This window comes from Sphingobacterium psychroaquaticum, from assembly GCF_900177625.1.
GTDB lineage: Bacteria > Bacteroidota > Bacteroidia > Sphingobacteriales > Sphingobacteriaceae > Sphingobacterium > Sphingobacterium psychroaquaticum.
Map to the genome: position 1 here is coordinate 23,707 of NZ_FXAU01000002.1, position 23,471 is coordinate 47,177.

General features: G+C 41.5%; 20 protein-coding genes and 1 tRNA gene. 13 read left to right on the plus strand and 8 right to left on the minus strand.

From position 1 onward, the window contains the following. Positions 1-197: 197 nt before the first annotated feature. Positions 198-458 carry a hypothetical protein gene (locus B9Y69_RS05485; RefSeq protein WP_085472029.1) on the minus strand — a complete coding sequence of 87 codons (261 nt, stop codon included), beginning with the start codon at positions 456-458 and terminating at the stop codon, positions 198-200. Between the two features lie 140 nt (positions 459-598). On the opposite strand from B9Y69_RS05485, the gene B9Y69_RS05490 reads away from it, so the two are divergent. Continuing rightward, the gene (locus B9Y69_RS05490) at positions 599-1,132 is read left to right on the plus strand and encodes a hypothetical protein (RefSeq protein WP_144036514.1); all 534 of its coding nucleotides are present in this window, start codon (positions 599-601) and stop codon (positions 1,130-1,132) included. Here the strand turns inward: B9Y69_RS05490 and tamL are convergent. Beyond that, the gene (gene tamL, locus B9Y69_RS05495; protein WP_085472031.1) at positions 1,129-3,480 is read right to left on the minus strand and encodes a translocation and assembly module lipoprotein TamL; all 2,352 of its coding nucleotides are present in this window, start codon (positions 3,478-3,480) and stop codon (positions 1,129-1,131) included. The genes B9Y69_RS05490 and tamL overlap by 4 nt on opposite strands. Before the next feature lie 8 nt (positions 3,481-3,488). On the opposite strand from tamL, the gene B9Y69_RS05500 reads away from it, so the two are divergent. From B9Y69_RS05500 to B9Y69_RS05510, 3 genes are read left to right on the plus strand one after another with little or no spacing between them, the layout of a single operon-like run. After that, positions 3,489-4,244, plus strand: a complete 756-nt coding sequence (locus tag B9Y69_RS05500) for a TrmH family RNA methyltransferase (protein ID WP_085472032.1) — start codon at positions 3,489-3,491, stop codon at positions 4,242-4,244. Then, positions 4,244-5,419: an MFS transporter gene (locus tag B9Y69_RS05505; RefSeq protein WP_085472033.1), complete on the plus strand. Its 1,176-nt coding sequence runs from the start codon at positions 4,244-4,246 to the stop codon at positions 5,417-5,419. Before B9Y69_RS05500 ends, B9Y69_RS05505 begins: the two co-directional genes overlap by 1 nt. Positions 5,420-5,449: 30 nt before the next feature. After that, positions 5,450-6,742, plus strand: a complete 1,293-nt coding sequence (locus B9Y69_RS05510) for an AI-2E family transporter (RefSeq protein ID WP_085472034.1) — start codon at positions 5,450-5,452, stop codon at positions 6,740-6,742. 7 nt (positions 6,743-6,749) lie between these two features. Here the strand turns inward: B9Y69_RS05510 and B9Y69_RS05515 are convergent, their stop codons facing one another. Then, a complete protein-coding gene (locus B9Y69_RS05515; RefSeq protein ID WP_085472035.1) occupies positions 6,750-7,319 on the minus strand; it encodes a hypothetical protein in 570 nt (189 codons plus the stop codon). Beyond that, on the minus strand, positions 7,319-8,329 hold the full coding sequence (gene holA / locus B9Y69_RS05520; RefSeq protein ID WP_085472036.1) for a DNA polymerase III subunit delta: 1,011 nt from the start codon (positions 8,327-8,329) through the stop codon (positions 7,319-7,321). Before holA ends, B9Y69_RS05515 begins: the two co-directional genes overlap by 1 nt. Positions 8,330-8,455: 126 nt before the next feature. Between holA and B9Y69_RS05525 the strand changes: the two genes are divergently transcribed. The 6 genes from B9Y69_RS05525 (at position 8,456) to B9Y69_RS05550 (ending at position 13,876) form a co-directional block, all read left to right on the plus strand. Then, the gene (locus tag B9Y69_RS05525; protein ID WP_085472037.1) at positions 8,456-8,965 is read left to right on the plus strand and encodes a CCDC90 family protein; all 510 of its coding nucleotides are present in this window, start codon (positions 8,456-8,458) and stop codon (positions 8,963-8,965) included. A 115-nt stretch (positions 8,966-9,080) separates the two neighbouring features. Then, positions 9,081-9,545: a type I restriction enzyme HsdR N-terminal domain-containing protein gene (locus B9Y69_RS05530; RefSeq protein ID WP_085472038.1), complete on the plus strand. Its 465-nt coding sequence runs from the start codon at positions 9,081-9,083 to the stop codon at positions 9,543-9,545. 72 nt (positions 9,546-9,617) lie between these two features. Then, positions 9,618-10,316: an ATP-dependent Clp endopeptidase proteolytic subunit ClpP gene (clpP, locus tag B9Y69_RS05535; RefSeq protein WP_085472039.1), complete on the plus strand. Its 699-nt coding sequence runs from the start codon at positions 9,618-9,620 to the stop codon at positions 10,314-10,316. Between the two features lie 3 nt (positions 10,317-10,319). Next, the gene (gene clpX / locus B9Y69_RS05540) at positions 10,320-11,570 is read left to right on the plus strand and encodes an ATP-dependent Clp protease ATP-binding subunit ClpX (RefSeq protein WP_085472040.1); all 1,251 of its coding nucleotides are present in this window, start codon (positions 10,320-10,322) and stop codon (positions 11,568-11,570) included. Between the two features lie 59 nt (positions 11,571-11,629). After that, entirely contained in the window at positions 11,630-12,445 is an 816-nt protein-coding gene (locus tag B9Y69_RS05545; protein WP_085472041.1) for an AMP nucleosidase, read from the plus strand. A gap of 66 nt (positions 12,446-12,511) precedes the next feature. Further along, the gene (locus B9Y69_RS05550) at positions 12,512-13,876 is read left to right on the plus strand and encodes a pyridoxal-phosphate dependent enzyme (RefSeq protein WP_085472042.1); all 1,365 of its coding nucleotides are present in this window, start codon (positions 12,512-12,514) and stop codon (positions 13,874-13,876) included. Between the two features lie 48 nt (positions 13,877-13,924). On the opposite strand, the gene B9Y69_RS05555 is transcribed toward B9Y69_RS05550, so the two are convergent. The 3 genes from B9Y69_RS05555 to carA form a co-directional block, all read right to left on the minus strand. Continuing rightward, positions 13,925-14,227 (minus strand): FtsB family cell division protein, encoded by a 303-nt coding sequence (locus B9Y69_RS05555; protein WP_085472043.1) that lies wholly within the window; start codon positions 14,225-14,227, stop codon positions 13,925-13,927. A gap of 106 nt (positions 14,228-14,333) precedes the next feature. Beyond that, positions 14,334-15,629: a phosphopyruvate hydratase gene (gene eno / locus B9Y69_RS05560; protein WP_085472044.1), complete on the minus strand. Its 1,296-nt coding sequence runs from the start codon at positions 15,627-15,629 to the stop codon at positions 14,334-14,336. Between the two features lie 127 nt (positions 15,630-15,756). Further along, positions 15,757-16,857, minus strand: coding sequence for a glutamine-hydrolyzing carbamoyl-phosphate synthase small subunit (carA, locus tag B9Y69_RS05565; protein ID WP_085472045.1), 1,101 nt, complete (start codon positions 16,855-16,857; stop codon positions 15,757-15,759). 482 nt (positions 16,858-17,339) lie between these two features. Between carA and B9Y69_RS05570 the strand changes: the two genes are divergently transcribed. After that, on the plus strand, positions 17,340-18,257 hold the full coding sequence (locus B9Y69_RS05570) for a hypothetical protein (protein WP_085472046.1): 918 nt from the start codon (positions 17,340-17,342) through the stop codon (positions 18,255-18,257). Positions 18,258-18,261: 4 nt separating this feature from the next. After that, entirely contained in the window at positions 18,262-22,338 is a 4,077-nt protein-coding gene (locus B9Y69_RS05575) for a hypothetical protein (protein ID WP_085472047.1), read from the plus strand. Positions 22,339-22,539: 201 nt separating this feature from the next. Here B9Y69_RS05575 and B9Y69_RS05580 read toward each other — a convergent pair whose 3' ends face one another. Continuing rightward, positions 22,540-22,983, minus strand: a complete 444-nt coding sequence (locus B9Y69_RS05580; RefSeq protein WP_085472048.1) for a VOC family protein — start codon at positions 22,981-22,983, stop codon at positions 22,540-22,542. Between the two features lie 353 nt (positions 22,984-23,336). Between B9Y69_RS05580 and B9Y69_RS05585 the strand changes: the two genes are divergently transcribed. Beyond that, positions 23,337-23,410: transfer RNA gene (locus B9Y69_RS05585), tRNA-Pro, on the plus strand. Positions 23,411-23,471: the final 61 nt, after the last annotated feature.

Consider the following 23,471-nt stretch of genomic DNA (forward strand, 5'->3'; position numbering starts at 1 on the left):
TACTATCACACCACGTCATTCCGAACGAGGTACGAGGAGGAATCTATGAATAATACCTTTTATACTTGACATGGGGTAAATAAAAGTAAAGTCTTCAGATGTCTCCTAACGTCGACATGACGGCCTGAAAGAAAAATGTCACAAAAAAAGCCTTAAGAAAACTCTTAAGGCTTTTACATATTTTTAAAGACGTATGATTAGTCTCTGTTTTTTCCAAAACCTAAAATTCCGAAAACCACTTTAAATGCAATAACTGATGCTACGATCATCAAAACATTTGCAATTAAAGAGAACAAGAATGTCATCTGATTCAATGCAGGAATCACATCAGGTACAAATCTGATAAAAACACCTACCAAACCAATAACGATAGCAACAGTCAATGTTTGATAATACTCCGTACGATTCGCGTTGTTATCTGTCTTTTTTGCGGGTCTTTGCGACGCTGTATTTGTCATATCCGTTTTTTCTTTAATTTACTGACTACAAATCTACAAAACATTACCCAATAGTCAGAAATAAATTTATTATTTAAGGCTGCCTCTCGCCCAAGCAAGAAAACTATTTTTAGTATACTTGCAGGAGAATAACGCATATTGTGAAAAAAATATTTTCTTCTTTATTGATTATACTGACAACCTTGTGCCTGGCACAGGCCAAACCGCAGTATATCACAAATTTTACGGTTAAAGAAAACCTAACGCAGAATGGTAAACTGGCAATCATTGCAGTAGACAGCCTGGACAAACCCATGGAAAATATCAATGGCACTTTTGTGTTCAACCTAAACGGATTTCAACAAGAACTCGCTTTTCATGATGGGGTTGCCGTCGTGAAGCATCCCTTGGAATCGTCGACTTTTGTTTTCTTTAAACACAAAAACCAGGAAAAATCGGTTGGCAAACTCTATTACATCTACAAATCTGACACCGGCCTAAAACCGGTAAAGATTTATGGTATGCTTCTCCTATTGATACCCGCTATTATCTTATTGATCGCCTATAGCTTTAAACGTTTTCTATCGACATTCGTGATCTTAGCCATCTTATATTTCTATTTCAGTTATTCAAAAGGGCTCGATCTTTCGAAAATATTAGAAAGCACCTTTATGACGATAAAAAACCTGATCTAAAACGGCAGTCCCACACTAAAGTTATATTGCACAAAGCTGTAGCGATCGGGTTTATGGGTTTCATTAAAGGCGCGTTTAAATGCCTTTGCATCAAATATCTCTGTAATCACCCATTGCTTGCTTCCCTGAAACTGGGGATCTTTCAACTTCAGACCGGTATCAAGACGAATAACAAAATAGTCCATATCGAGGCGAAGTCCGATTCCTGTCCCTAATGCAATTTGTGACAAGAACTTATCCGCTCTAAACTCACCGCCTTTAACCGATTCATTCTCCTTTAATCGCCAAATATTACCGGCGTCAATAAAAGTGGCTCCGTTCAGTTTGGCACCTAAGAAGTTGTTCACCAAACGGAAGCGATATTCTGCATTAGCTTCAAGTTTAAGCTCCCCTAATTGATCCAGATTTCTCAGATTTAATCGTAAATTTTCAGGTACATCCTCTCGATTATAATTTCCAGGTCCCAACGTACGTGCCTGCCAAGCACGAATACCATTAATCCCACCTGCGAAAAAGCTCTTTTCAAAAATCAACAAACTGGAGTTGTTTCCATAAGGCACAGCAATTCCAGAATTAAACCGCAACACCAATTGTCTGTTTCCTCCAAAATATTTGTACCATCGATAATCGACTTCCGTCTTTGCATATTGTAAATAGGGCACATTAAAAAGTAAACGCTCCCCGTCGTCATTCCTGGAGAAATTAAAAAGATTACTCGCAACATTCAACAGATTTCCACTCGTCTCGATACTTCCTCTAAAGTAATTGAAATCCTCTTTCTTTAGTAATTTAGCTGCATTCCGGGTATACACATACTGCGCACCTAAACCAAAATAGGCTCTATTATTACTTTGTACATACAGAAGGTACCCCTCTTCTTTTAATTTCTCCGCAAAATCATCATTTAGACGCCCTAACCGATACTCTAAAGAGATCGGTGTCAAGCTGTGCTGCGACTTGGCCGAACTATGCCAGATATAATTCAGGTTATTGACTAAATAACGATTGGAGTAGGTTTGATCTTGTTGAAAAATCTGTAAGTTGGTCGAATAAGTGGTCCGTGGTAAACCATAAGTTCCCACGCTAGATGTTTCGAAAGGCGTCATCAGGCGCGGCACAACCAGGTTAACCCCGACCTGAAAATCCGTATTAAAAATTTTATCCTTTAGGCTCCCGCCCAATCGTGGGTCGAACAAGAGACCATAACGCATCTTCACCTCCAATTGTTCCGCTCCCCCAAAAACATTACGATGCGAGAATGTATTCCCGACATTAAACCCACTCATTCCCGAACTAAAAGTAAACTCCCCCTCCACTTGATTCGCCATCACCGGTCGCGGGGTCAAACTATACTGTACATTAAGCTTATTCGAGTCCACCTTCTCATAGGTTATCTTTACATTCCTAAACCCATTCATTTCATATAGGCGATCATAGGACATGTTCTCTTTCGTCATATTGTAACGATCCCCAGGTCGAAGGTATACATAGCGAGAGATAGGCTTCAGCTTAAATCGACCTGTCTGATCCTCAAAGGTTAGTTGCAGCTTCTCATCCTCATATTTTTTAGGCTTACGGTTACTCATAGATTCCGCCGGTTGCAGAACCCGAACTGCTACTTTATTAATATAGTAAACTTTATGGTCCACAGAATCACTGGGGCTTTGCACTTCAAAAAGCAAATTCGCACGCTGCGCCTGCACCAATGTATCCACTCCCACCCGCATATACTGCCGCAAGTAATCAAAATAACCATTTTCCTTCAGCCTATCGTAGAGCTGCTCTCTTTCATCCAACAGATCGGATACATCAAAACGTTTCCCTGACTTCACTTTAGAAAAAGGTCGCACCTTATCGACATAAATGGCTTCAATCTCTGTATTAGGCACCTGATGTTTCACATCTTGCACAAAAAAAGGAGGCCCTAGAGTTACCATGAAATGTACTTTTGCTTTCTTTCCCTGAAGTTTAACAGAGGGGTCGACCTGTGCATTAAAGTATCCCTTTGTTTGCAGATAACGCATCATCTGTTTGGCAGAAAAATCCACAAGAGATGAATCCAAAATATGAGGAGCCTCCCCTACATTACGGATCTTGTCCTTTTTATACTTTCCTTTTTTGGTATTAAAAAAATTGTACACCCATAGGTTTAAGCGGGAATTGGGTTTTATTTCGTTCGAAATATAAGCGCCGACTTGTTCATTGAATTCGGCAGGAACGCCCTCCATATCAACAGCCGTGACCAACGCTTGATCTTCTTCCAAATATTTTGCAGACCTACAGGATGCAAAAAATACAGACAAAAGCGTTATACTTGCATAAACAAAAAAACTATATTTCTTAATCATTGAGTGCAATGTTATCAAAAGCGCAAATCAGTTTAATAACGTCTTTGCAGCATAAAAAATTTCGCAAACAACATGGTTTATTCATTGTAGAGGGAATCAAATCTGTTCAGGAGTTTATTACCTCATCCTATCAAGTACAAACGATCTATGCTACTGCGGAAGCCTTAACAAAAATGGGCAATTTACCGCAAAATCTCAAATGTATCGACGTTTCGGAGCGCGATTTCAGTAAGATAACAGGTTTAACATCCCCGCAAGGCGTATTGGCTTTGGTACAAATACCGGACAACAACCAGATCGATGAAGCCTCCCTAAAGAAGCAACACTGTCTTGTTTTGGATGATGTCCAAGATCCAGGAAACCTCGGCACCATAATCCGTACCGCAGAATGGTTTGGCATCAGTGAAATCATCTGCTCCATCGGCACAGTCGATGCCTACAACCCCAAAGTCGTTCAAGCCACCATGGGGTCTTTATCTCGAGTACGCATATATTACACCGAGCTGATTCCTTTTGTCGAACGTATGGAGATGCCTACCTTTGGCGCCCTCTTGGATGGTTCATCGATCTATGATACCGACTTTGGTCAGGCAGGGTTAATTATTATGGGGAACGAAGGTAATGGTATCAGCCAGGCCTTACAGGCCAAAATAGACAGCGCCGTTACCATTCCACGTTTGGGGCATGCCGAATCGTTGAACGTCGCGGTAGCAACCACTGTATTCTGTGCTGAACTTGCCCGAAGAAAGCTTATTTTGAAATAATGATCGAAGAAAACAAATCCATATATACGGTTCCTTTTGCTTTACTCTGTTTAAGCTCGCTTCTTTTTTCGGCGAGTTTCAACATGATCATTCCGGAACTTCCCAACTACTTAAGCAAATTGGGAGGAGCGGAACATAAAGGGTTGATCATTGCGTTATTCACGCTGACCGCAGGTATCTCCCGTCCTTTCAGCGGAAAACTAACAGATAGATGGGGGCGCGTGCCCGTAATGGCCGTAGGCTCCATCGTATGTTTTATATGCGGTTTTCTATATCCTGTCATAAGCTCGGTTGCGGGCTTTTTTTTATTGCGTTTGATACACGGATTTTCTACTGGTTTTAAACCGACGGCCACCTCTGCATACGTGGCAGACATCATCCCACAGAACCGCTGGGGCGAAGCGCTCGGCATGCACGGGTTATGCTTCAGTATTGGTGGAGCGGTCGGTCCGGCGGTCGGTAGTTTTATCGCCAATAATTATGGTATCGATCCGATGTTTTATTGCTCTTCGATTTTTGCGCTACTCTCCATTGTCATTGTGATGAACATGAAGGAAACCTTAAAGAACAAAGAACGATTCAACCTCGGAATGCTCCGCATCCAACGTAATGAGATTATTGAATGGCGTGTAATTCCTGCCGGCATCGTGACCCTACTCTCTTATTCGGCATATGGCGTGATCCTCACACTGATCCCAGATTGGAGTGAACATCTTGGGATAAGCAATAAAGGGCTTTTCTTTACGGCTTATACCTTATCATCCATTGGTATCCGCTTTGTTTCAGGAAAAGTTGCTGACCGCTACGGCCGTATTCGGGTCATGTTGGTGGGTGTCGCTATTTTATCGATATCCGCTTTCCTTCTCGGTTACAACCACTCCGTGGAAGGCATGATCATCGGTGCCATTGTCTATGGTATCGGAGGTGGTATCCTATCGCCAGCAGTCAACGCATGGACCATCGACTTAAGTCTTCCTCAACATCGGGGAAAAGCGATGGCGACCATGTATATTGCACTCGAAGTAGGGATCGGTGGCGGCGCATTAATTGCCGGTTATCTTTATCGCGATGAAATCAGCCGTATCCCGAATTTGTTTATCGCCAATAGCATCATTATTTTACTTGCTTTTTTTTATATCTTGTACTGGCAGTCAAAAAACAAAAAAACAGTTTAAACGTTATTCAATAAAAACCTAAAAAGTTTTATGAGCGAAAACAACAAGAGATTCCCGTATTCTTTAGACTTAGCTTCGAGCTTAACCGCTATGGCATTGATCATAGGCTTTATGTATGTTACACAAAGTCTATTGCTCCCCTTGCTATTCTCCATTCTTATATCAATCTCGCTCTTTCCCTTAGCTCAATTCTTTGAACGACTTCGATTAGGAAAAGCATTTGCATCTATTCTCGCGGTTATTGTGGCTATTGCGGTCATCTCTTCCATTGGTTGGTTTATCGTACATCAAAGTATTATTATCGGCCAAGATGCTTCGTCGATAACAGAAAAAGTATTATCCGTATTAGAGCGGGCACAGGTCTGGATTGAAGAAACATTCGGCATCCAGCGCAGTCAGGTAGCCGAACACTTGCGCGAGCAGGGAAACAAACTGTTGGCCAATGCCGGGAGCATGGCAACAGCCACCTTCGGTTCTATTGGCAATATCCTAGCGGGAGCGATCCTCGTACCGCTGTTCAGCTTTTTTCTACTTTACTACCGCGACTTCTTTCGCGAGTTTTTTTTCAAAGCTTTTAAAAGTGTACCGCAAGCAAAAGTTGATGATACACTGAATAAGATATACCAAGTTGTACAAAGTTATCTTTTAGGACTGGTAATGGTCATGGGAATTGTGGCCGTTCTAAATACGATCGGATTGATGATGATGGGAATAGATTACGCGTGGTTCTTTGGCTCTCTTGCGGCCTTGCTGATGCTTCTGCCTTATATCGGAATTGCGATCGGCTCCATCCTTCCCGCTTTATTTGCACTGGCCGTAAAAGATAATGCGCTTTATGCCGTTGGGGTTATTGCCTGGTTTCAGGTCGTCCAGTTTTTAGAAGGAAACGTGATCACGCCCAACATTGTAGGCAGTAAAGTTAGCATAAACCCACTCATGGCCATGATTGCTATGCTTCTAGGTGGTATGCTTTTCGGGATCGCCGGGTTGGTTATCGCCTTGCCTTTAACAGCTACAATCAAAGTTATCTTTGATGCGGTCCCATCCATGCAGGCCTTTGGTTTTCTGATTGGAGAACCCGAGAAGGAACATCTGAAGCGGAACTCGACACAAGAACTAATGATGAAATGGGGGATTGTGCGTAAGCCGAAAACAACGTCAAAAATAGAAATTGACGTCAATATCGATACAACCATTGCGCCCGAAACAATTCATGTAAATTATAAAGAAATTAACGAATCCGAAGAGAATCCCTATACAAATATTACACCAGCAGATAAACCGCAAGAAGATCAAACGACCGGCGAGAATAATGCAAAATAGATGCGGGTTATTTTAGCATAATACCAACCGAAAGAGCGATATGTTGGTGTTGAAAATCTTTTTGATAGAAATTTTTAGTCAACTGTTGATAACCATACATCAGCGATGCGGTAAAATCAACCCCACGTGGATTATCCCACAGGTAGAAAAAGCCTCCTTTAAAGAGAAAACCTTTGTCATACCGCTGGCCGATCGCTGGAGCATACCCTGCATTGGCTAATACACCAATTTTAGAATCTCCTTGCCCAACTTCACCAAAGGGCAAACGACCGTCTACAAAAATAGGGAACACACTGTAATCGTACTTCATGGTCAGTTGATCAGCCGCATGGGGATCATTTGTGCGATAATCTCCTTTAAAGATTTCATTGCCTATACCCAATCCAAGATAGGCTCGTTCCTGAAAGTTTTTACCAAAGATAAAGTGCCCAGTAAAGCCACTAAAAGCGCCTTTATACCCCTCATTGGCAAAGCCGAGATTACCACCAACCTGTAATACACTATATGAAATCTGTGCTTTCGAAGCATTCAAAAAAAATAAACTGAAAGCGATAAATAGGCTAATTCGTGCTGACATTAATTCAAAATTTTAAATATTAGTTCCCGTAAGAGGTCTCCATTATCTGTAAACGGCCCAACGAGGTAACCTTTAGATTTTAGATCATACTCACTCAAAAATCGGATAATATCAAATGTTTTACGGCGATTGAAATTCCGGGCCGCCAACTCGTACTCCTTCACAAAAAAAGAATGAACCCCCAGCTCCTTGGAAGCCCCTTGTGGAGATTTATCAGGCAGATAGTGATACTTTAATACTTTCGTAAAGTAGGTGCCTAAATTCCCCAGCACAAGCGGTAGCGGATTAGACTTCGGGTTCGCAGCAAAATAATCGACAATCTGGATGGCCTTCGTCGCATTGCGTTTAGCTAAAGCCGACTGCAATTCAAAAACATTGAAATCTTTACTGATACCTATATTTTGCGCCACATGTGTGGTCTGGATCTCTTGTTCTTTACTCACATTGAGCACTAACTTTTCAATCTCATTCGCAATTTTCGAAAGGTCTGTCCCTAAATAATCAGCCATCATCGCCGCGGCCTGCGGGTGTATCGTTCGTCCTAAATCACGAAACTGATCTAGCACCCACTCGCCCACCTTATTCTCATACAACTTGGCCGACTCCACCACAGTACCAACCTTCTCAATTGCTTTGTACAGCTTCTTACGTTTATCAAACTTGCCGTATTTATACGCTAATACCAAGATGGTCGTCGGTGTCAAATGCTCCACGTATTTGAGCAAAAGTTCCTCTTCCGTCTTCCACTTTAGATCTTGCGCTTCTTTGATCACGATGACTTGGTAGTCGCTCATCATAGGGTAACGCTTAGCAGCATTTACCACATTTACGAGCGTGGTATCTTTTCCGTAAAGCACGGTTTGGTCAAAACCCTTCTGGGCATCTGTGAGCACCGTATGCTCCAACTGATCGCTTACCAAATCAATATAATAAGACTCCTCTCCATGTAGAAGATAGATCGGGCTAAACTTTCTTTTTTTGATGTCGGAAATTATCGCGTTGACTTGCATACCCTGCGAAAATACACATTTTTTTGCTTTGGCTTACCATTGATTTTCTAGTTTACAAAAACCGGATTTAACAAAATAAAATTACGGTACAACTTATTTTTACAAAATTTTTAGTAAATTGACAGAATGAAAAAGAGCACTTTATCAGCGATCGAGGCTTTTCAACGTACCATGTCCAAAGACGATACACATTGTGTTGTAAACTATATTGAGGAGGTTAATGAATCGGAAGTAACACGCGTCGTAGAACGTAAAATTAAGCATTTAGCAACCAAGGAGAATCTAGCGCAGTACAGCGCGCAAACAAAAGATGACCTGATGCGTTTGGAGTTAAGTACCCAAAAAGGTATGGTTAGCCTGAAATCCGAGTTAAGCGAAGAAATGAAAGAGCTGCGAGCAGAACTGAAGGATGATATGCAGATGTTAAGAGCAGAGTTAAAAGATGACATAAACCTTTTAAGGGCAGAGCAAAACGACAACGTCAATAAGCAAAGTATAGATCTGAAAGAAGAAATCAGCAATCTCCGGGTAGATATCTACAAACAATCCGTTATGATGCTCAAGTGGTCACTTGTCTTTTGGGCTTCCCAGCTGGCATTCATTTATGCTTTTTTATACTTTTTCTTGAATAGATAGCTCAATTCAAGTCACCCTTTTTCTTCACAAGTTTCGAAAAATAAACGCATTCCCCCTATCCCATCGTCCCAGGACAGACATTTTGGAAAAAGAACAAAAAAGCGTATTTTTGTTTATGTTTGAGCCTATCCCGTTGAACTTACCCCCGTATCCTTCGAAAATAACCAAGAAACAAGACAAACTTTATATTTTCGATGCTTTACGCAAAAAGGAGCTGGTTCTTACACCGGAAGAATGGGTTCGTCAACATTGGATAAACTATCTCCACATACATAAGAAATATCCTAAAGCACTGATGCAATCCGAGGGCGGGTTAGTTTTAAACACGTTACAAAAGCGGAGTGATTTATTGATTTTCAACACTAGCGGAGAAAAGATCCTTTTGGCAGAGTTTAAGGCTCCGACTGTCAAAATAACAGAAAAAGTCTTTCAACAGGTTGCAAATTACAACAGTATCCACAAAATTCCGTTACTTTTGGTAAGTAATGGAATTGAGCACCATTATTGTAAGATAGATTTTAGCACCAACAGTTTCGAATTTTTGGCGGAATTACCAGATTATGAAATTGTAAACGGTTAAAGTTTCTTTTGCAGCAGAGAAATATAATTTTATATTAGTATATCGAAACAACTAAATAGAAAAACAAAGAATATGAACATAGATAAAAACGAATTTAGAAAGTATGCTATTCAGCATCATCGAATAGGTAGTCAACATGTTGACAGCTTTATTGGACGTGTTCAGAAAAATATGCCAACAAACTTAACGCCTTACATTATCGAAGAGCGTCAGATGAATGTTGCGCAGATGGATGTGTTTTCACGTTTGATGATGGATCGTATTATTTTCCTAGGCGATGGCATCAACGATCAAGTGGCAAACATTGTTCAAGCACAGTTATTATTTTTGCAATCGACGGATGCACAGCGTGATATCCAGATTTATATCAACTCTCCAGGTGGTAGCGTTTATGCCGGATTGGGGATTTACGATACCATGCAGTATATATCACCAGATGTAGCGACAATCTGTACCGGTATGGCGGCCTCCATGGGTGCTGTATTATTGGTTGCCGGAGCAAAAGGAAAAAGAGCGGCATTGAAACATTCACGTGTAATGATTCATCAACCATCAGGTGGTGCGCAAGGCGTAGCAGCCGATATGGAGATCAACCTTCGTGAGATGCTTAAATTGAAAGAAGAGTTATACACCATCATCGCCGAGCATTCAGGCCAGAGCTACGAATGGGTAGAAAAGTCATCTGACCGTGACTACTGGATGAAAGCTGCCGAAGCAAAAGAATTTGGCATGATCGACGAGGTCTTGGTGGCCAAAAAAGAAACAAAATAATCGATGAGTAAAACGAATAATAGAGATATCCGTTGTTCATTCTGTGGCATTAGCAAGAATGACGCCCAAATGCTTATTGCGGGCGACGGAGCTCACATCTGTGATCGTTGTGTTACGCAGGCTGGAGAAATCCTGACTGAGGAGCTGAAGCAGCGCAAAAACAAGACGTTACAAACTACGCTCGAACTGATTCGTCCAATGGAAATTAAAGAACATTTGGATCAATACGTTATTGGGCAAGATGATGCGAAGAAGGTGATTGCCGTATCGGTATATAACCATTACAAAAGACTAAATCAAAAGGTCGATAAAGACGATATCGAAATCGAAAAATCGAACCTTATTGTCGTTGGAGAAACAGGAACGGGGAAAACATTGCTCGCTAAAACAGTAGCGAAAATATTGAACGTTCCTTTCTGTATAGTAGATGCTACCGTACTTACCGAAGCGGGATATGTAGGTGAAGATGTGGAAAGCATCTTGACACGTCTTTTGCAGGCTGCGGATTACGACGTAGCATCGGCAGAACGTGGTATTATCTATATTGATGAAATCGATAAAATCGCCCGTAAGAGCGACAACCCATCGATCACTAGAGATGTGTCCGGAGAAGGTGTACAACAAGCCTTACTGAAAATCCTTGAGGGTACAAATGTGAACGTTCCACCACAGGGAGGACGTAAACATCCAGATCAAAAAATGATCTCTGTAAACACGAGTAACATCTTGTTTATCTGTGGAGGAGCTTTTGATGGTATCCAAAAGAAGATTTCCAACCGTCTACGCACACAAACTGTAGGGTATAAAATGAAAGAGGAAGAGGAAGACATCGATCTAACGAACCTCTATAAATACATTACGCCGCAAGATTTAAAGAACTTCGGATTAATCCCCGAATTGATTGGTCGTTTGCCGGTGTTGACGTACCTTAACCCGTTGGATAAAGAAACATTATTGAGTATCTTGACAGAGCCTAAAAATGCGTTGATCAAGCAATACCATAAGCTGTTTCAATACGAAGGTATTGAGCTTGTTTTCGAACCAGCAGTGTACGATTTCATTGTAGACAAGGCGTGGGAATTTAAACTTGGTGCACGCGGATTGCGTAGTATCTGTGAAGCGATTATGCTGGATGCTATGTTTGAAACGCCGAGCACCAAAGAAAAAGACAATCAGAAGACGTTGCATATAACCTTGGAATATGCCAAGCAAAAAATTGCAAAATCTGATATTAAAAAATTGAAAGTCGCTTAATTTAAAATCCCTCACCAAAATGAGGGATTTTTTATAGGCACCAACTTAAAACAAAGCATATGAGAAAAAAGCAGATCGAAGATAGCCCGATTACTCCGGGCTTGAAATCAAAGAAAGACATTGTAAACAACTGGTTGCCAAGATACACAGGCTGTCCGCTTGAAGAATTTGAGCCTTATATCTTGCTTACCAATTTCTCCAAGTATGTAAAAATGTTCTCGGAGATGCATAACAATGCACACATCTATGGCGAGGACAAAGCCATGCAGGCTTGCTCCGCTGGCGGCATCACGATTATCAACTTTGGTATCGGAAGCCCGATGGCGGCAACCATTATGGATCTCTTATCCGCCATCAACCCAAAGGCGGTTTTATTTTTGGGAAAAACCGGCGGACTCAAAAAGAAAATCCCTGTTGGTGAGTTGATCTTACCCATTGCCGCTATTCGCGGAGAGGGAACTTCCAACGACTACTTCCCGCCTGAGGTACCCTCCCTACCGGCCTTTGCCTTGCAAAAAGCGATATCCACCACCATACGCGACTATCAGCGTGATTATTGGACCGGAACCGTGTACACCACCAACAGACGGGTTTGGGAACACGATAAAGCCTTTAAGAAATACTTGAAAACTATTCGTGCGATGGCTGTCGATATGGAAACAGCAACCATCTTTAGTGTGGGCTTTGCGAACAAAATTCCAACCGGCGCCCTATTGTTGGTTTCTGATCAACCGATGGTGCCCGAAGGTGTAAAAACAGCAGAAAGCGACCTTACCGTAACCGCCAAGTATGTAGAAACACACCTAAACATTGGTATTGATGCCTTGAAGCAACTTATTAACAACGGACTTACCGTAAAACACTTGAAATTTTAAAGCAACTGTGTAATAGTGACACAATAATTTTAAAATACTATTTTTGTAGAAACAAACAAAAACAGCATGTGGTATAATAATATCTTGGAAACCATAGGAAACACACCTTTGGTCAAGCTAAATGCGGTCACCAAAGGCCTTAAAGGCACTGTTCTAGCAAAAATAGAAACCACCAACCCCGGAAACTCAATTAAGGATCGTATGGCGATCCAAATGATTGAAGATGCGGAGACGGCGGGACTGCTAAAACCTGGCGGCACCATTATCGAAGGTACATCAGGAAATACAGGAATGGGGCTTGCTATGGCCGCTGTCGTTAAAGGCTACAAGTGTATTTTTACCACAACGGATAAGCAATCGAAAGAAAAAGTCGATGCACTTCGTGCTTTTGGTGCGGAAGTAATTGTGTGTCCTACAAACGTGGAACCTGAAGATCCACGCTCGTATTACTCAGTATCTAGTAGACTTCAAAAGGAAGTGCCCAATGCATGGAAAGCAAATCAATACGACAACCCATCCAATGCCAAGGCACACTATCAACAGACAGGGCCTGAAATCTGGGAACAGACGGACGGAAAAATCACCCACCTGGTGGTTGGTGTAGGTACAGGAGGTACCATATCTGGAACTGCAAAATATCTACGCGAAAAGAACCCAAACATCAAGGTCTGGGGAATTGACACGTATGGTTCTGTTTTTAAAAAATATAAAGAAACCGGCATCTTTGATAAGAATGAGATCTACCCCTACATCACGGAAGGGATAGGTGAAGATTTCTTACCCGAGAATGTGGATTTTAATGTGATTGATCTCTTTGAAAAAGTCACGGATAAAGATGCCGCTTTAATGACACGAGATCTAGCGCGTAAGGAAGGAATCTTTGCGGGAAATTCGGCGGGAGCAGCTGTTGCCGGGTTGATGCAATTGGGCGAATCCCTTCAACCTGATGACGTTGTTGTCGTGATTTTCCATGACCATGGCTCCCGTTACATGGGTAAAATGTACAACGAAGACTGGTTGCGCGAACGTGGTTTCTTAGAGGATGAGAAGCTAACCGCAAAGACAATCTTGAAGAAACGTGGCAATCAAGAAATTGTTACCGCCGATGTGAACCAAACGGTCCTGGAGACGTTCAACATGATGAAGACCTTGAATATCTCTCAGATTCCTGTAACCCAACAAGGGATGGTAATCGGTAAACTGACAGAATCGGATATCTTAACTGCGTTGTTAGAAAATCCTTCACTTAAGTCGTCAACGGTAGAGTCCATTGCTACAAAATCTTTCCCTTTTGTAGATATCAATACCTCAATCGATAAAATATCATCGTTGATAAATAAAGACTCACAAGCTGTTTTAGTAGAAGATAGCTACGGACGTATAAATATAATTACACAGTACGATATTATCAATGCGATATCAGAAGCATAAAAAAGAGCGGTATTTTTACAAATACCGCTCTTTTTAATTCCTTACATCTTATTCCTCTGTCGGTTCAATTTCTTTTACGACAAATATATCTTCATTATCCTTTTTCATTTTGTACCGCTCCCGCGCTATCCGTTGAATCTCACTCGGATTATGCTGCGCATCTTTGATTGATTTCTCCATCCGTTCAATCTCCGATTCATAAAAGGTTTTCTCATTTTCCAACTTCCCTTTCTCCTGTTGGTATGCATACTGCGTACCGAAATCATAGCGATCAAAGAAACACATCCATACCAAAAAAGCCAAACCGGCTAAAAAATACTTGTTACGGATAACTGTTAGAAACCTTTCCATGCACCAAACTTAGACAAATTTATATAGATATGCAAAAATGAAAACATACAAAAAAGGAGCTGATCGTACAATCAGCTCCCTTCATATAAAGAATCAAAAGATCTTCTTACTTAATAGCAAACTTAAAGTTCTTGCCGATAAAGCGCGCATTGCTTCCCAACTCTTCTTCGATACGAAGTAATTGGTTGTATTTAGCCATACGATCTGAACGAGAAGCCGAACCAGTTTTGATTTGACCACAGTTCAACGCTACAGCAAGATCCGCAATGGTAGCATCTTCTGTTTCACCTGAACGGTGAGACATCACGGATGTATAACCCGAGTTCTGCGCCAATGTCACTGCATTGATTGTTTCTGTTAATGAACCGATTTGGTTTACTTTAACAAGAATTGAATTTGCAGTGTCCGTATCGATACCTTGTTGCAAACGCTTTGTGTTTGTAACAAATAAATCATCCCCTACAAGTTGTACACGGTCACCAACTTTCTCCGTTAATGTTTTCCATCCTGCCCAGTCGTCTTCACCCATACCATCTTCGATAGAGATAATAGGATATTTCACGCTCAATTCAGCGAGGTAAGAAGCTTGCTCTTCACTTGTACGAACAGCGCCTTTATCGCCTTCAAATTTCGCGTAGTTGTATTTTCCGTCTTTGTAGAATTCTGATGCCGCACAGTCTAACGCCAAACAAATATCAGAACCCGGTTTGTAACCTGCTGTTTCAATAGCTTTAAGAACCGTCTCGATTGCATCTTCGGTACCATCGAATGTAGGCGCAAAACCACCTTCATCACCTACGGCTGTAGATAAACCACGGTCGTGCAAAATTTTCTTTAATGTATGGAATACTTCTGTTCCCCAACGCAATGCTTCAGAGAATGAAGGCGCACCAACAGGCATAATCATAAACTCTTGGAATGCAATAGGCGCATCAGAGTGAGATCCACCGTTGATGATATTCATCATTGGAATAGGTAATGTATTTGCATTTACACCACCAATGTAACGGTATAATGGTTGATGAGATTCTTGCGCAGCCGCTTTCGCAACCGCCAAGGAAACACCAAGAATAGCATTCGCGCCTAAAGCACCTTTATTCTCTGTTCCATCAAGATCGATCATAATTTTGTCAATCGTGTTTTGTTCAAAAACATCAACACCACGCAACGCCTCAGCAATCTTAGTATTTACATTTTCAACCGCTTTCAAAACGCCTTTACCCAAGTATTTTGTTTTATCGCCATCGCGTAACTCTACAGCCTCATGAACACCTGTAGAAGCACCAGAAGGTACAGCAGCACGACCAACAAAACCATTTTGTGTAGTAACATCTACTTCAATTGTAGGGTTACCGCGCGAATCAAGGATCTGACGCGCATGAACATCAATTATTAAACTCATCTTTATATTATTGTCTTTATAAATTTCGGCTTAGTGTATTACGAACACTAAGATACTGATTTATGTTAGTAAAATCAAACTTAACAAAAAAAAGCTAAACCCTACAGTTTAGCCTTTTCTAAATTTTTTATTGCTTTATCATGGCAACGAAATCATCAAACAAATAGCGTGAATCGTGCGGTCCTGGAGAAGACTCTGGGTGATACTGTACCGAAAATGCTTTCTGTCCTTTTACGCGAATACCTTCGATCGACTGATCGTTCAAGTTCACGTGTGTGATTTCCACTTTGTCCGACTTTTCGATATCTTCCGCAACCACACCAAAACCATGGTTTTGTGATGTAATCTCGCAACGGTTAGCAATAATGTTTTTTACCGGGTGATTAATTCCACGGTGACCATTATGCATCTTCTGTGTACGGATATCATTTGCTAACGCTAAAATCTGATGCCCTAAACAGATACCGAACATAGGTTTTTCTGCGGCTAAAATTTCTTTTACTGTGGTGATTGCATATTCCATTGCTGAAGGATCGCCAGGCCCGTTTGAGATGAAATATCCATCCGGATTCCACGCTTCCATCTCTTGGAACGTTGTTTTTGCCGGGAATACCTTAGCATATACCTGACGCGCATCAAAATTACGCAAGATGTTCTTTTTGATACCCAAATCAAGAACCGCAATACGCGTAGGCGCTGATTCTTCCCCATAATAATAAGGCTCTTTTGTCGATACAAAAGAAGAAAGCTCCAACCCATCCATCGAAGGCACTTCCGCTAATTTCGCTTTCAAAGACGCTACATCAAGGTTCTCTGAAGAAATAATAGCGTTCATGGCTCCTTTACTGCGGATATGGCGAACCAAAGAACGGGTATCAATATCTGAAATACCAACTAAGTTCTCTTCTTCAAAATACGACTGAATAGACGTATCGGCCATTTGGCGACTATAATTGATATTATAGTTCTTACATACTAGGCCAGCAATCTGAATCGATGCTGATTCCGTATCATCCTCATCAATACCATAGTTACCGATGTGCGCATTGGTGGTTACCATAATTTGCCCATAGTAAGAAGGATCAGTAAAGATTTCCTGATAACCTGTCGTACCTGTATTGAAACAGATCTCACCTGTCGTCGTTCCAATTTTCCCTGCCGCTTTACCGTGGTAAACTGTTCCGTCTTCAAGCACCAAAATAGCTGGTAATTTACTGTAGTTGGTCATTCTTTTTATAACTATATTTATTACAATTCGTTTTTCAATGAGATACAAAAAAAGCCCAAACGGGCTAAACATCAATTAAATATAAGTCTGTCCAATGAAACCATTGGTTTTTTTCGACGATGCGATGAGATATGTGACCTCATTTTTCACTGGGGGACAAAGATAAGTAAATATTTAACATTTGAAAAGAGAAAAACACTTTTTTAACAAATATAACGAAAGCCTTCCATTGCCTCGCCTTGGTTTTCTACCATCTACCGGAGAAATGCCTTTCGATCTCTTCTAACCGCATCGCAGATCGACTATCTCCCACGAGTTTGCCCCCTTGCATGAATACTGTAAATCCGACTTAAGCCTACATTTCGTCCCCCATCGGATCACATTGTCTTTTTGTGTTAACAATCAGGCTTTTTCTGGCGCACTTGACCGCATAATAATCATTCCTTTGCGCTCAATTTTTAAACTATTAACGCACTAGAACCATGACTAAATCTTACTCCCTCAGTATTTTACTGTACTTTCTCACGTTAGGCGTAGCGTCCGCACAGGTCAAAATCGATGACAATATATCGACCATCGAACGTATACCCAATAGCAATGCTCTCCTTGATTTAAGCAGCGTTCGACGCGGATTATTATTTCCTCGTTTATCATTAACCAGCACGACCAATCCCGCCCCGCTCAGTCAACACGAACGTGGCATGGTGGTCTATAACTTAGCCAACCAGGGAGACATCACCCCAGGCATATATTACAACAATGGAATCAATTGGCTCAAAGTACCAGAGCGAAACGGAAATGACATCACGTACAATGAAGAAACAAATATTCTCCGTTTCATCACCGAGGACAATGAAGCGGTGTCGGTGGACCTAAAAGCGATAAATGCGTTCACAACGAGCAATGGCGTAAAGAAAAACAAGAATGATATTCAACTTGGCGGCCCGCTAACAGGCCCTACAAGCATCACGACATCCGCTTCGAACACCTTTGCCCTGGAAGGCTTGATAAAAGATTATCATGCAACCCAAGAAAGTATTGTTGTTATGAACGAATCTAACGTCTTGAAAAAAGCCAGCGCTGTAGCCCCCTTGTTTTTCTATTGTCCCTCGGTTGTCTTGCCACTAAGTGGCAACCTCAACGGTAACGGTCAACTTGAGGTTAATCTTTACGAAATTTACAAAAGTCAGTTCGGTTCGCCATTAGTCAGTAGCAATCCTAGCGAGTCCCTTCCTAGTTATCTTGCCCAAGAATTGGCTTATTTCATCACCTATTATGACACGTCTTTATTCGAGAACGTAAGCATTACACCATCAGGCATACTTGCCTATACTATTAAAACAGGCGCTTCGGTTACCGAGGATAGCTACATGAATATTGTATTTAAAGTTATAAAATAAGGACATGAAGAAACTACAGCATATCCTATTCTATGCCATTGGCCTATTCCTTCTATTCCTCAGCACGAATGCCATAGCACAACAAACTATGTATTGGGTAGGCGGGACTGGAAACTGGGATGATCTACGCCACTGGTCTTACCAATCAGGAAGCCAAGGGGCGATCCAGCCATCCTCGATTCCTAATGCAAATACCCATGTTATCATTGATGCCAACTCAGGCTTTAATGGTGCGACAAACAAATCCATCAACACGAAAGCGGCGGTACATATTAAATCGTTAACCTTCAAGCCGGATCTAAACAGCAACAACTCACCGTATATCTATGGACAGAACAATATCACGGTGTACGGCAATGTGACGTTGCAACCCTATGTTACACTTCGATCGGAGATTTTAAATATCTTTTTACAGATTAATCCCTCCAATACAGAGGTTGCGACATTAACAAGCAACGGCGCCGTACTGGAAATGGAATTTGCAAAGATCGGTGCTGGAAAACTAATCGTAGCCGACAACTTCAACAATCAAAATGAACGTTTTTTCCGCACAATGTTACAGGAAGGTCATTTTGAGTACCACGGCGACACACTTAAAACAGACGTCCTCTATATCGAAGGACAGACGAAGGTCGATATGCCAGTACTAACCACCCTACTTTTAAACAGCCGCTACCTGAATGAAGGAGCCTCAAATTATAGCTCTTTTGTCCTCAAGGGAACTCCAACACTTTCTTTCCCTCAACTAGAAACGATTCATAGTAATACCACAAACGGTTACCTTGATTTTAGGAACGATGCGGTCCTCAACCTAAACCTACCCGCACTAAAATATATGAGAATCGGTGGTATCCTCGGAAACTTTACGGGGCCCTACACCTTAACCGTTCCTGATAACTCAACCATACATCTAACCCACGAGGGTTGGCAATTTCACGGCGTTGTTGCCCCCAGTAAATTCACGTTGAATTTAAGTCATCCCTCAAAGACCAGCGGAGAGCAAACACTTTTAAATTGTTCAAATACACAGACAAGATTTCACAATATTAATATTGAAACACAAGGATTTACAGCAGGAATCAGTGCATATCTCCTGACTATTGACAGCCTTAATTTTATCAAAACAAATGGAAACTTACTCACCAACACAACCATAGGAAGTCTTTCATTAGCACCAAGAAGAACCTTTACGATATCCAACAATTCTAATGGCTCCTCTTTCTATATGCTATACTTTTCAGGACTAGGTGACTGGACCTTATCTGACGACCTAAAAACTATAATAAATGGATCCATTTATTTTTTAGGCGGAACGCTCAACAGCAACAAAAAAGACATATATATTGGTGCAAATTTCTACAGTATTGCACCCTATAACTCTCCCGTTAATGCGATGGGGAAATGGGACTTGAACATCACCGATTCTAAAATAAGTATTTATCAGACCTGGGAATACAGCACCAAAGGTGCCCTGCAGGCGGCAAGATCCACATTAGAATTTCGCCTCACAGGTAGCATTACCTCTTCCCCAAACCACAGCTACCATGATGTCATTCTTGTACCCAGCACCTATTCCAGTCCGTCGCTCAGTATCAGTGGCGGGGCCAACACAAGCTTCTCCGATATTCTTGTATACGGAAACGACGTGAGTATAATCGCCAACATTAACGCAAAAAGTCTACGGTTGATTAGTGAGAAGAAAGGTGCAACGATTTCATTTAGAAATAACGTCGATATAGGCATTTTAGAAGTCCCCGCAAATGGTATTCTCCGCATGCAAGTCAATCTGCAGCTGCTAATCCGCGATCAACTGATTACGCATACAGCAGATTGCAGTGGTAGTATGGAGATGTACGCGACACAGGCAAACAGTACCATCGTTTCACCAGAAGGTACGTTTTTCAAATTCCGCGCACTAAAAGATATCTTTGTCCCCAATGTAATCATGACAGGTGTACAGGCCGATATATCCACGGGAGTATCCTACAACGCAACTGGCACAATCGTGAGAGACGTAAAAAACTGGCAATTTATTGACAAAGAGCCTAAGGACTTATACTGGATCGGCGCGGCAGACAATCAATGGTTCAATCCAAATAATTGGACGACAAACAGCGATGGAACTCCTTCTGGCGGTTGCTTGCCTACTCGTACCGACAATGTCCGATTTAATAGCTTTTCCAACCGTTATTTACCCATTGTCACTGAAGGTGCAATAGCCTCCATCAATAATCCTATTGCGGATGAAGATTGTCCCGAAAATTTAGAAATTCAACATAAGAGTGGAACATCGCTGTACATTTATGGAGATCGAATAGAAATGGGTCGAGGTATGTTTATCCAAAGCGTAGCTCTAAATAGCGCAACCAGTGCGGCCATAATCATCAACCGTAGTTCAGCCAAACAAACATCTGGTGTTGGCGCCTTAAATATAAACACGCCAACAACGACATGGATCTTCCGCGGCAATATGCGTATACAGAGCAACTATGCACAAAGTTCGGCAAAAGAAGTAATCTTCGATATGGATACTTTTACAGGGAGCAGCTGGTTTACAATCTACGCAGGAACGTTAAACATAAGCAACCTTAAATTTGCTGCGAGTAGCTTTAATTTTTACGGAGGTAACGTTATCGCTTCCAATTCGAAGGTGACACTTGCTACAGACTTTAACAGTGCGAATGCTATAAAAAATCTGAACATAGAAAATAGTGAATGGAATGTTGGTCATTGGAATTATTTGACTGGAACCAGCCTAAAAGCCGAAGGAAGTCGTATTTTTTGTCGCGGAAATTTTTTTGGCACGAGCGGCCATCAATACTACTACGTCGAAACAACCGCCGGTGTTCTAAGCAATGATCTTCAAATTCAAGGCGATCTTTCTTTTCATGAAATTCGACTGAATCATAGCCGTCGATTCACCGGTAATGTGACAACAGGCACCTTATTTCTGGCTCCCCGCGCATTAACCCTGACCTTACAAGAAAACACAACGTTAACCGTTACCGAGGATCTTTCACTCAGTGAAACTCCCTGTAACCTCAATATTATTACCTCTCGCCTATCCAGTACGGGGTCAACGATAAAATATGCGAATCCAAATGGTCACAATCGATTTGACTTTGTCAGTATTGGCGGAATACAGGCCAGTGAAGCGCCTCTCTTATTTCAGGTCAATTCGGGAGATGCCGGGAACAACAATCAAAATGTAATCTTTCTAGCGGGGACACCTGGCCTTATCGGATTAGGAGAAGATCTTCCTTGCGCCGTAATAAACCCGCAGGTAAGTAGCTCCTACCTCCTATCGGCTGAACAATTCTTCGGCGGAAATCTTTCCCAATATAAATGGTACAAAAAAAACAATAAAGGTGTTTTCGTATTGCTGAACACAGCCCCTAGCGCTGTCGCGATCGACGCACGCGCATACGGCCTAGATGGCGAATACAAAGTGGAGATTATTTATGATGCAACAGTTCCTGCCAATCAACAATGTACGGCGGAAGATTTTATCACCGTTTCCTACACCCCTGAATTAGTACACTTGCCTGGAGGAATAGTAGACCTTTCTTTCTGTAGTACGAACAGTCCTACAGTCTCGGACCTCCGTGTCGATCAGCAAACTTTGGATTATATTACTGCGACCGGGGCCACACTTTCCTGGCACAGCAGTATCAATGGCCAGGAGTCGTTAAACGTAAATACCCCCTTGGAAACAGGTACGTACTACGCAGCATTGACCTCCCTCAACAAGTGTGAGAGCGCGGAACGAACTAAAGTAACGGTCACATTTTACGAGATGCCAGTTGCCATAGCTGGTCCAAGCCAACGCAAGTATAAACAGAAGACCTTCTTGATGGCTGCAACCGCAGCTGTTGCAGGCACAGCTTACTGGGAAGTGATCAGCGGAGAGGTCGAAATGAATAACACCACGCAGCATAATGCAACAGTTACCCTAACAAACGGAGGCAAAGCAGCTTTGCGTTGGGTAATTGATAACGGAGGTTGTATATCCAGCGATATCGTCTATTTGGAATCATATGAAAATGCACCACGGGTAAACCCCAATATACGCGCTCGATAATCCACAAATAAGTGGACACTTAATTAAGGGGATGCAAAAAATATTTTTGCATCCCTTACTATTTGCGGATCACACCTTATAATATTTCTTGAATAGATTTTTAGGATATCCAACAAATACATTACCCTATGAAATGGGGAATCTACTGTTTGTTATCTTCCATAAATCAACTTTCATCTAATTTCTCGCTTATTACAACGACTATCGCGCAATCCACTCCGCATAGGAAACCACGCCTCGCTCGGGTTGTGGGTTACCATCTAAGATGGAAATAAATTCAAGTTGGTTTCCGTCGGGGTCATTAAAATAAATTGCTAAAGCTGGCATCCATGCAAAAACCATAGGCTTCGAGGTGCCATCTTTCAGGAAGTTATACGGTTTCAGCGCACGCTGTGTTAGATACTGTTCCGAAAAATTAAGAATATTTTCTTTGGTGCTTCGAAAAGCAAAATGTCTCGGTTGCAGATTTTCTTTATTTTCCCACAACCCCAACATATAGTCTTTCCCTTCACCTACCCACAAAAATACAATAGGCCTGGTCTCATCGCGATGTGCAAACCGCAAGCCCAGCACTTCGGTATAAAACTTCGTTGCTGCTTCTAAATCACTTACCTGAATATGTGTCTCATAAAGTCCTTCTATCATTCCGTCTTACTTTATTTTTTCAATGTCTAGCACGATCCTGTCCCAAGAAATTCGCTAATGGAAACAAAATAAGGGTTACTCTGTAAAATTTAGTCGCTCTTTTGTCAATTAATACCAAAATTTTCAAATCTGAATAACTCCCATCTCCACGTTAAAAAACAAATAAACCTTCTGCAATCGGAACTAAAGCGGCAATACGACTCATAATATGGGTCTACCTTTCATCAGATAAATCTTTCTGAAAAATATATTTCACATATAACGAGCTCATTACCTCAAATAAGTAAAAAAAGTATTGACAACGATAAAAAATGCTTTATATTTGCATCACACAAAAACAAAGGATACCTTTTCGGGGTGTAGCGTAGCCCGGTATCGCGCCACATTTGGGATGTGGAGGTCGTAGGTTCGAATCCTGCCACCCCGACTTAAGGAGAAAGTAGTTAACTACTTTCTCCTTTTTTTATGGCAATAAAAATCTGTGACAC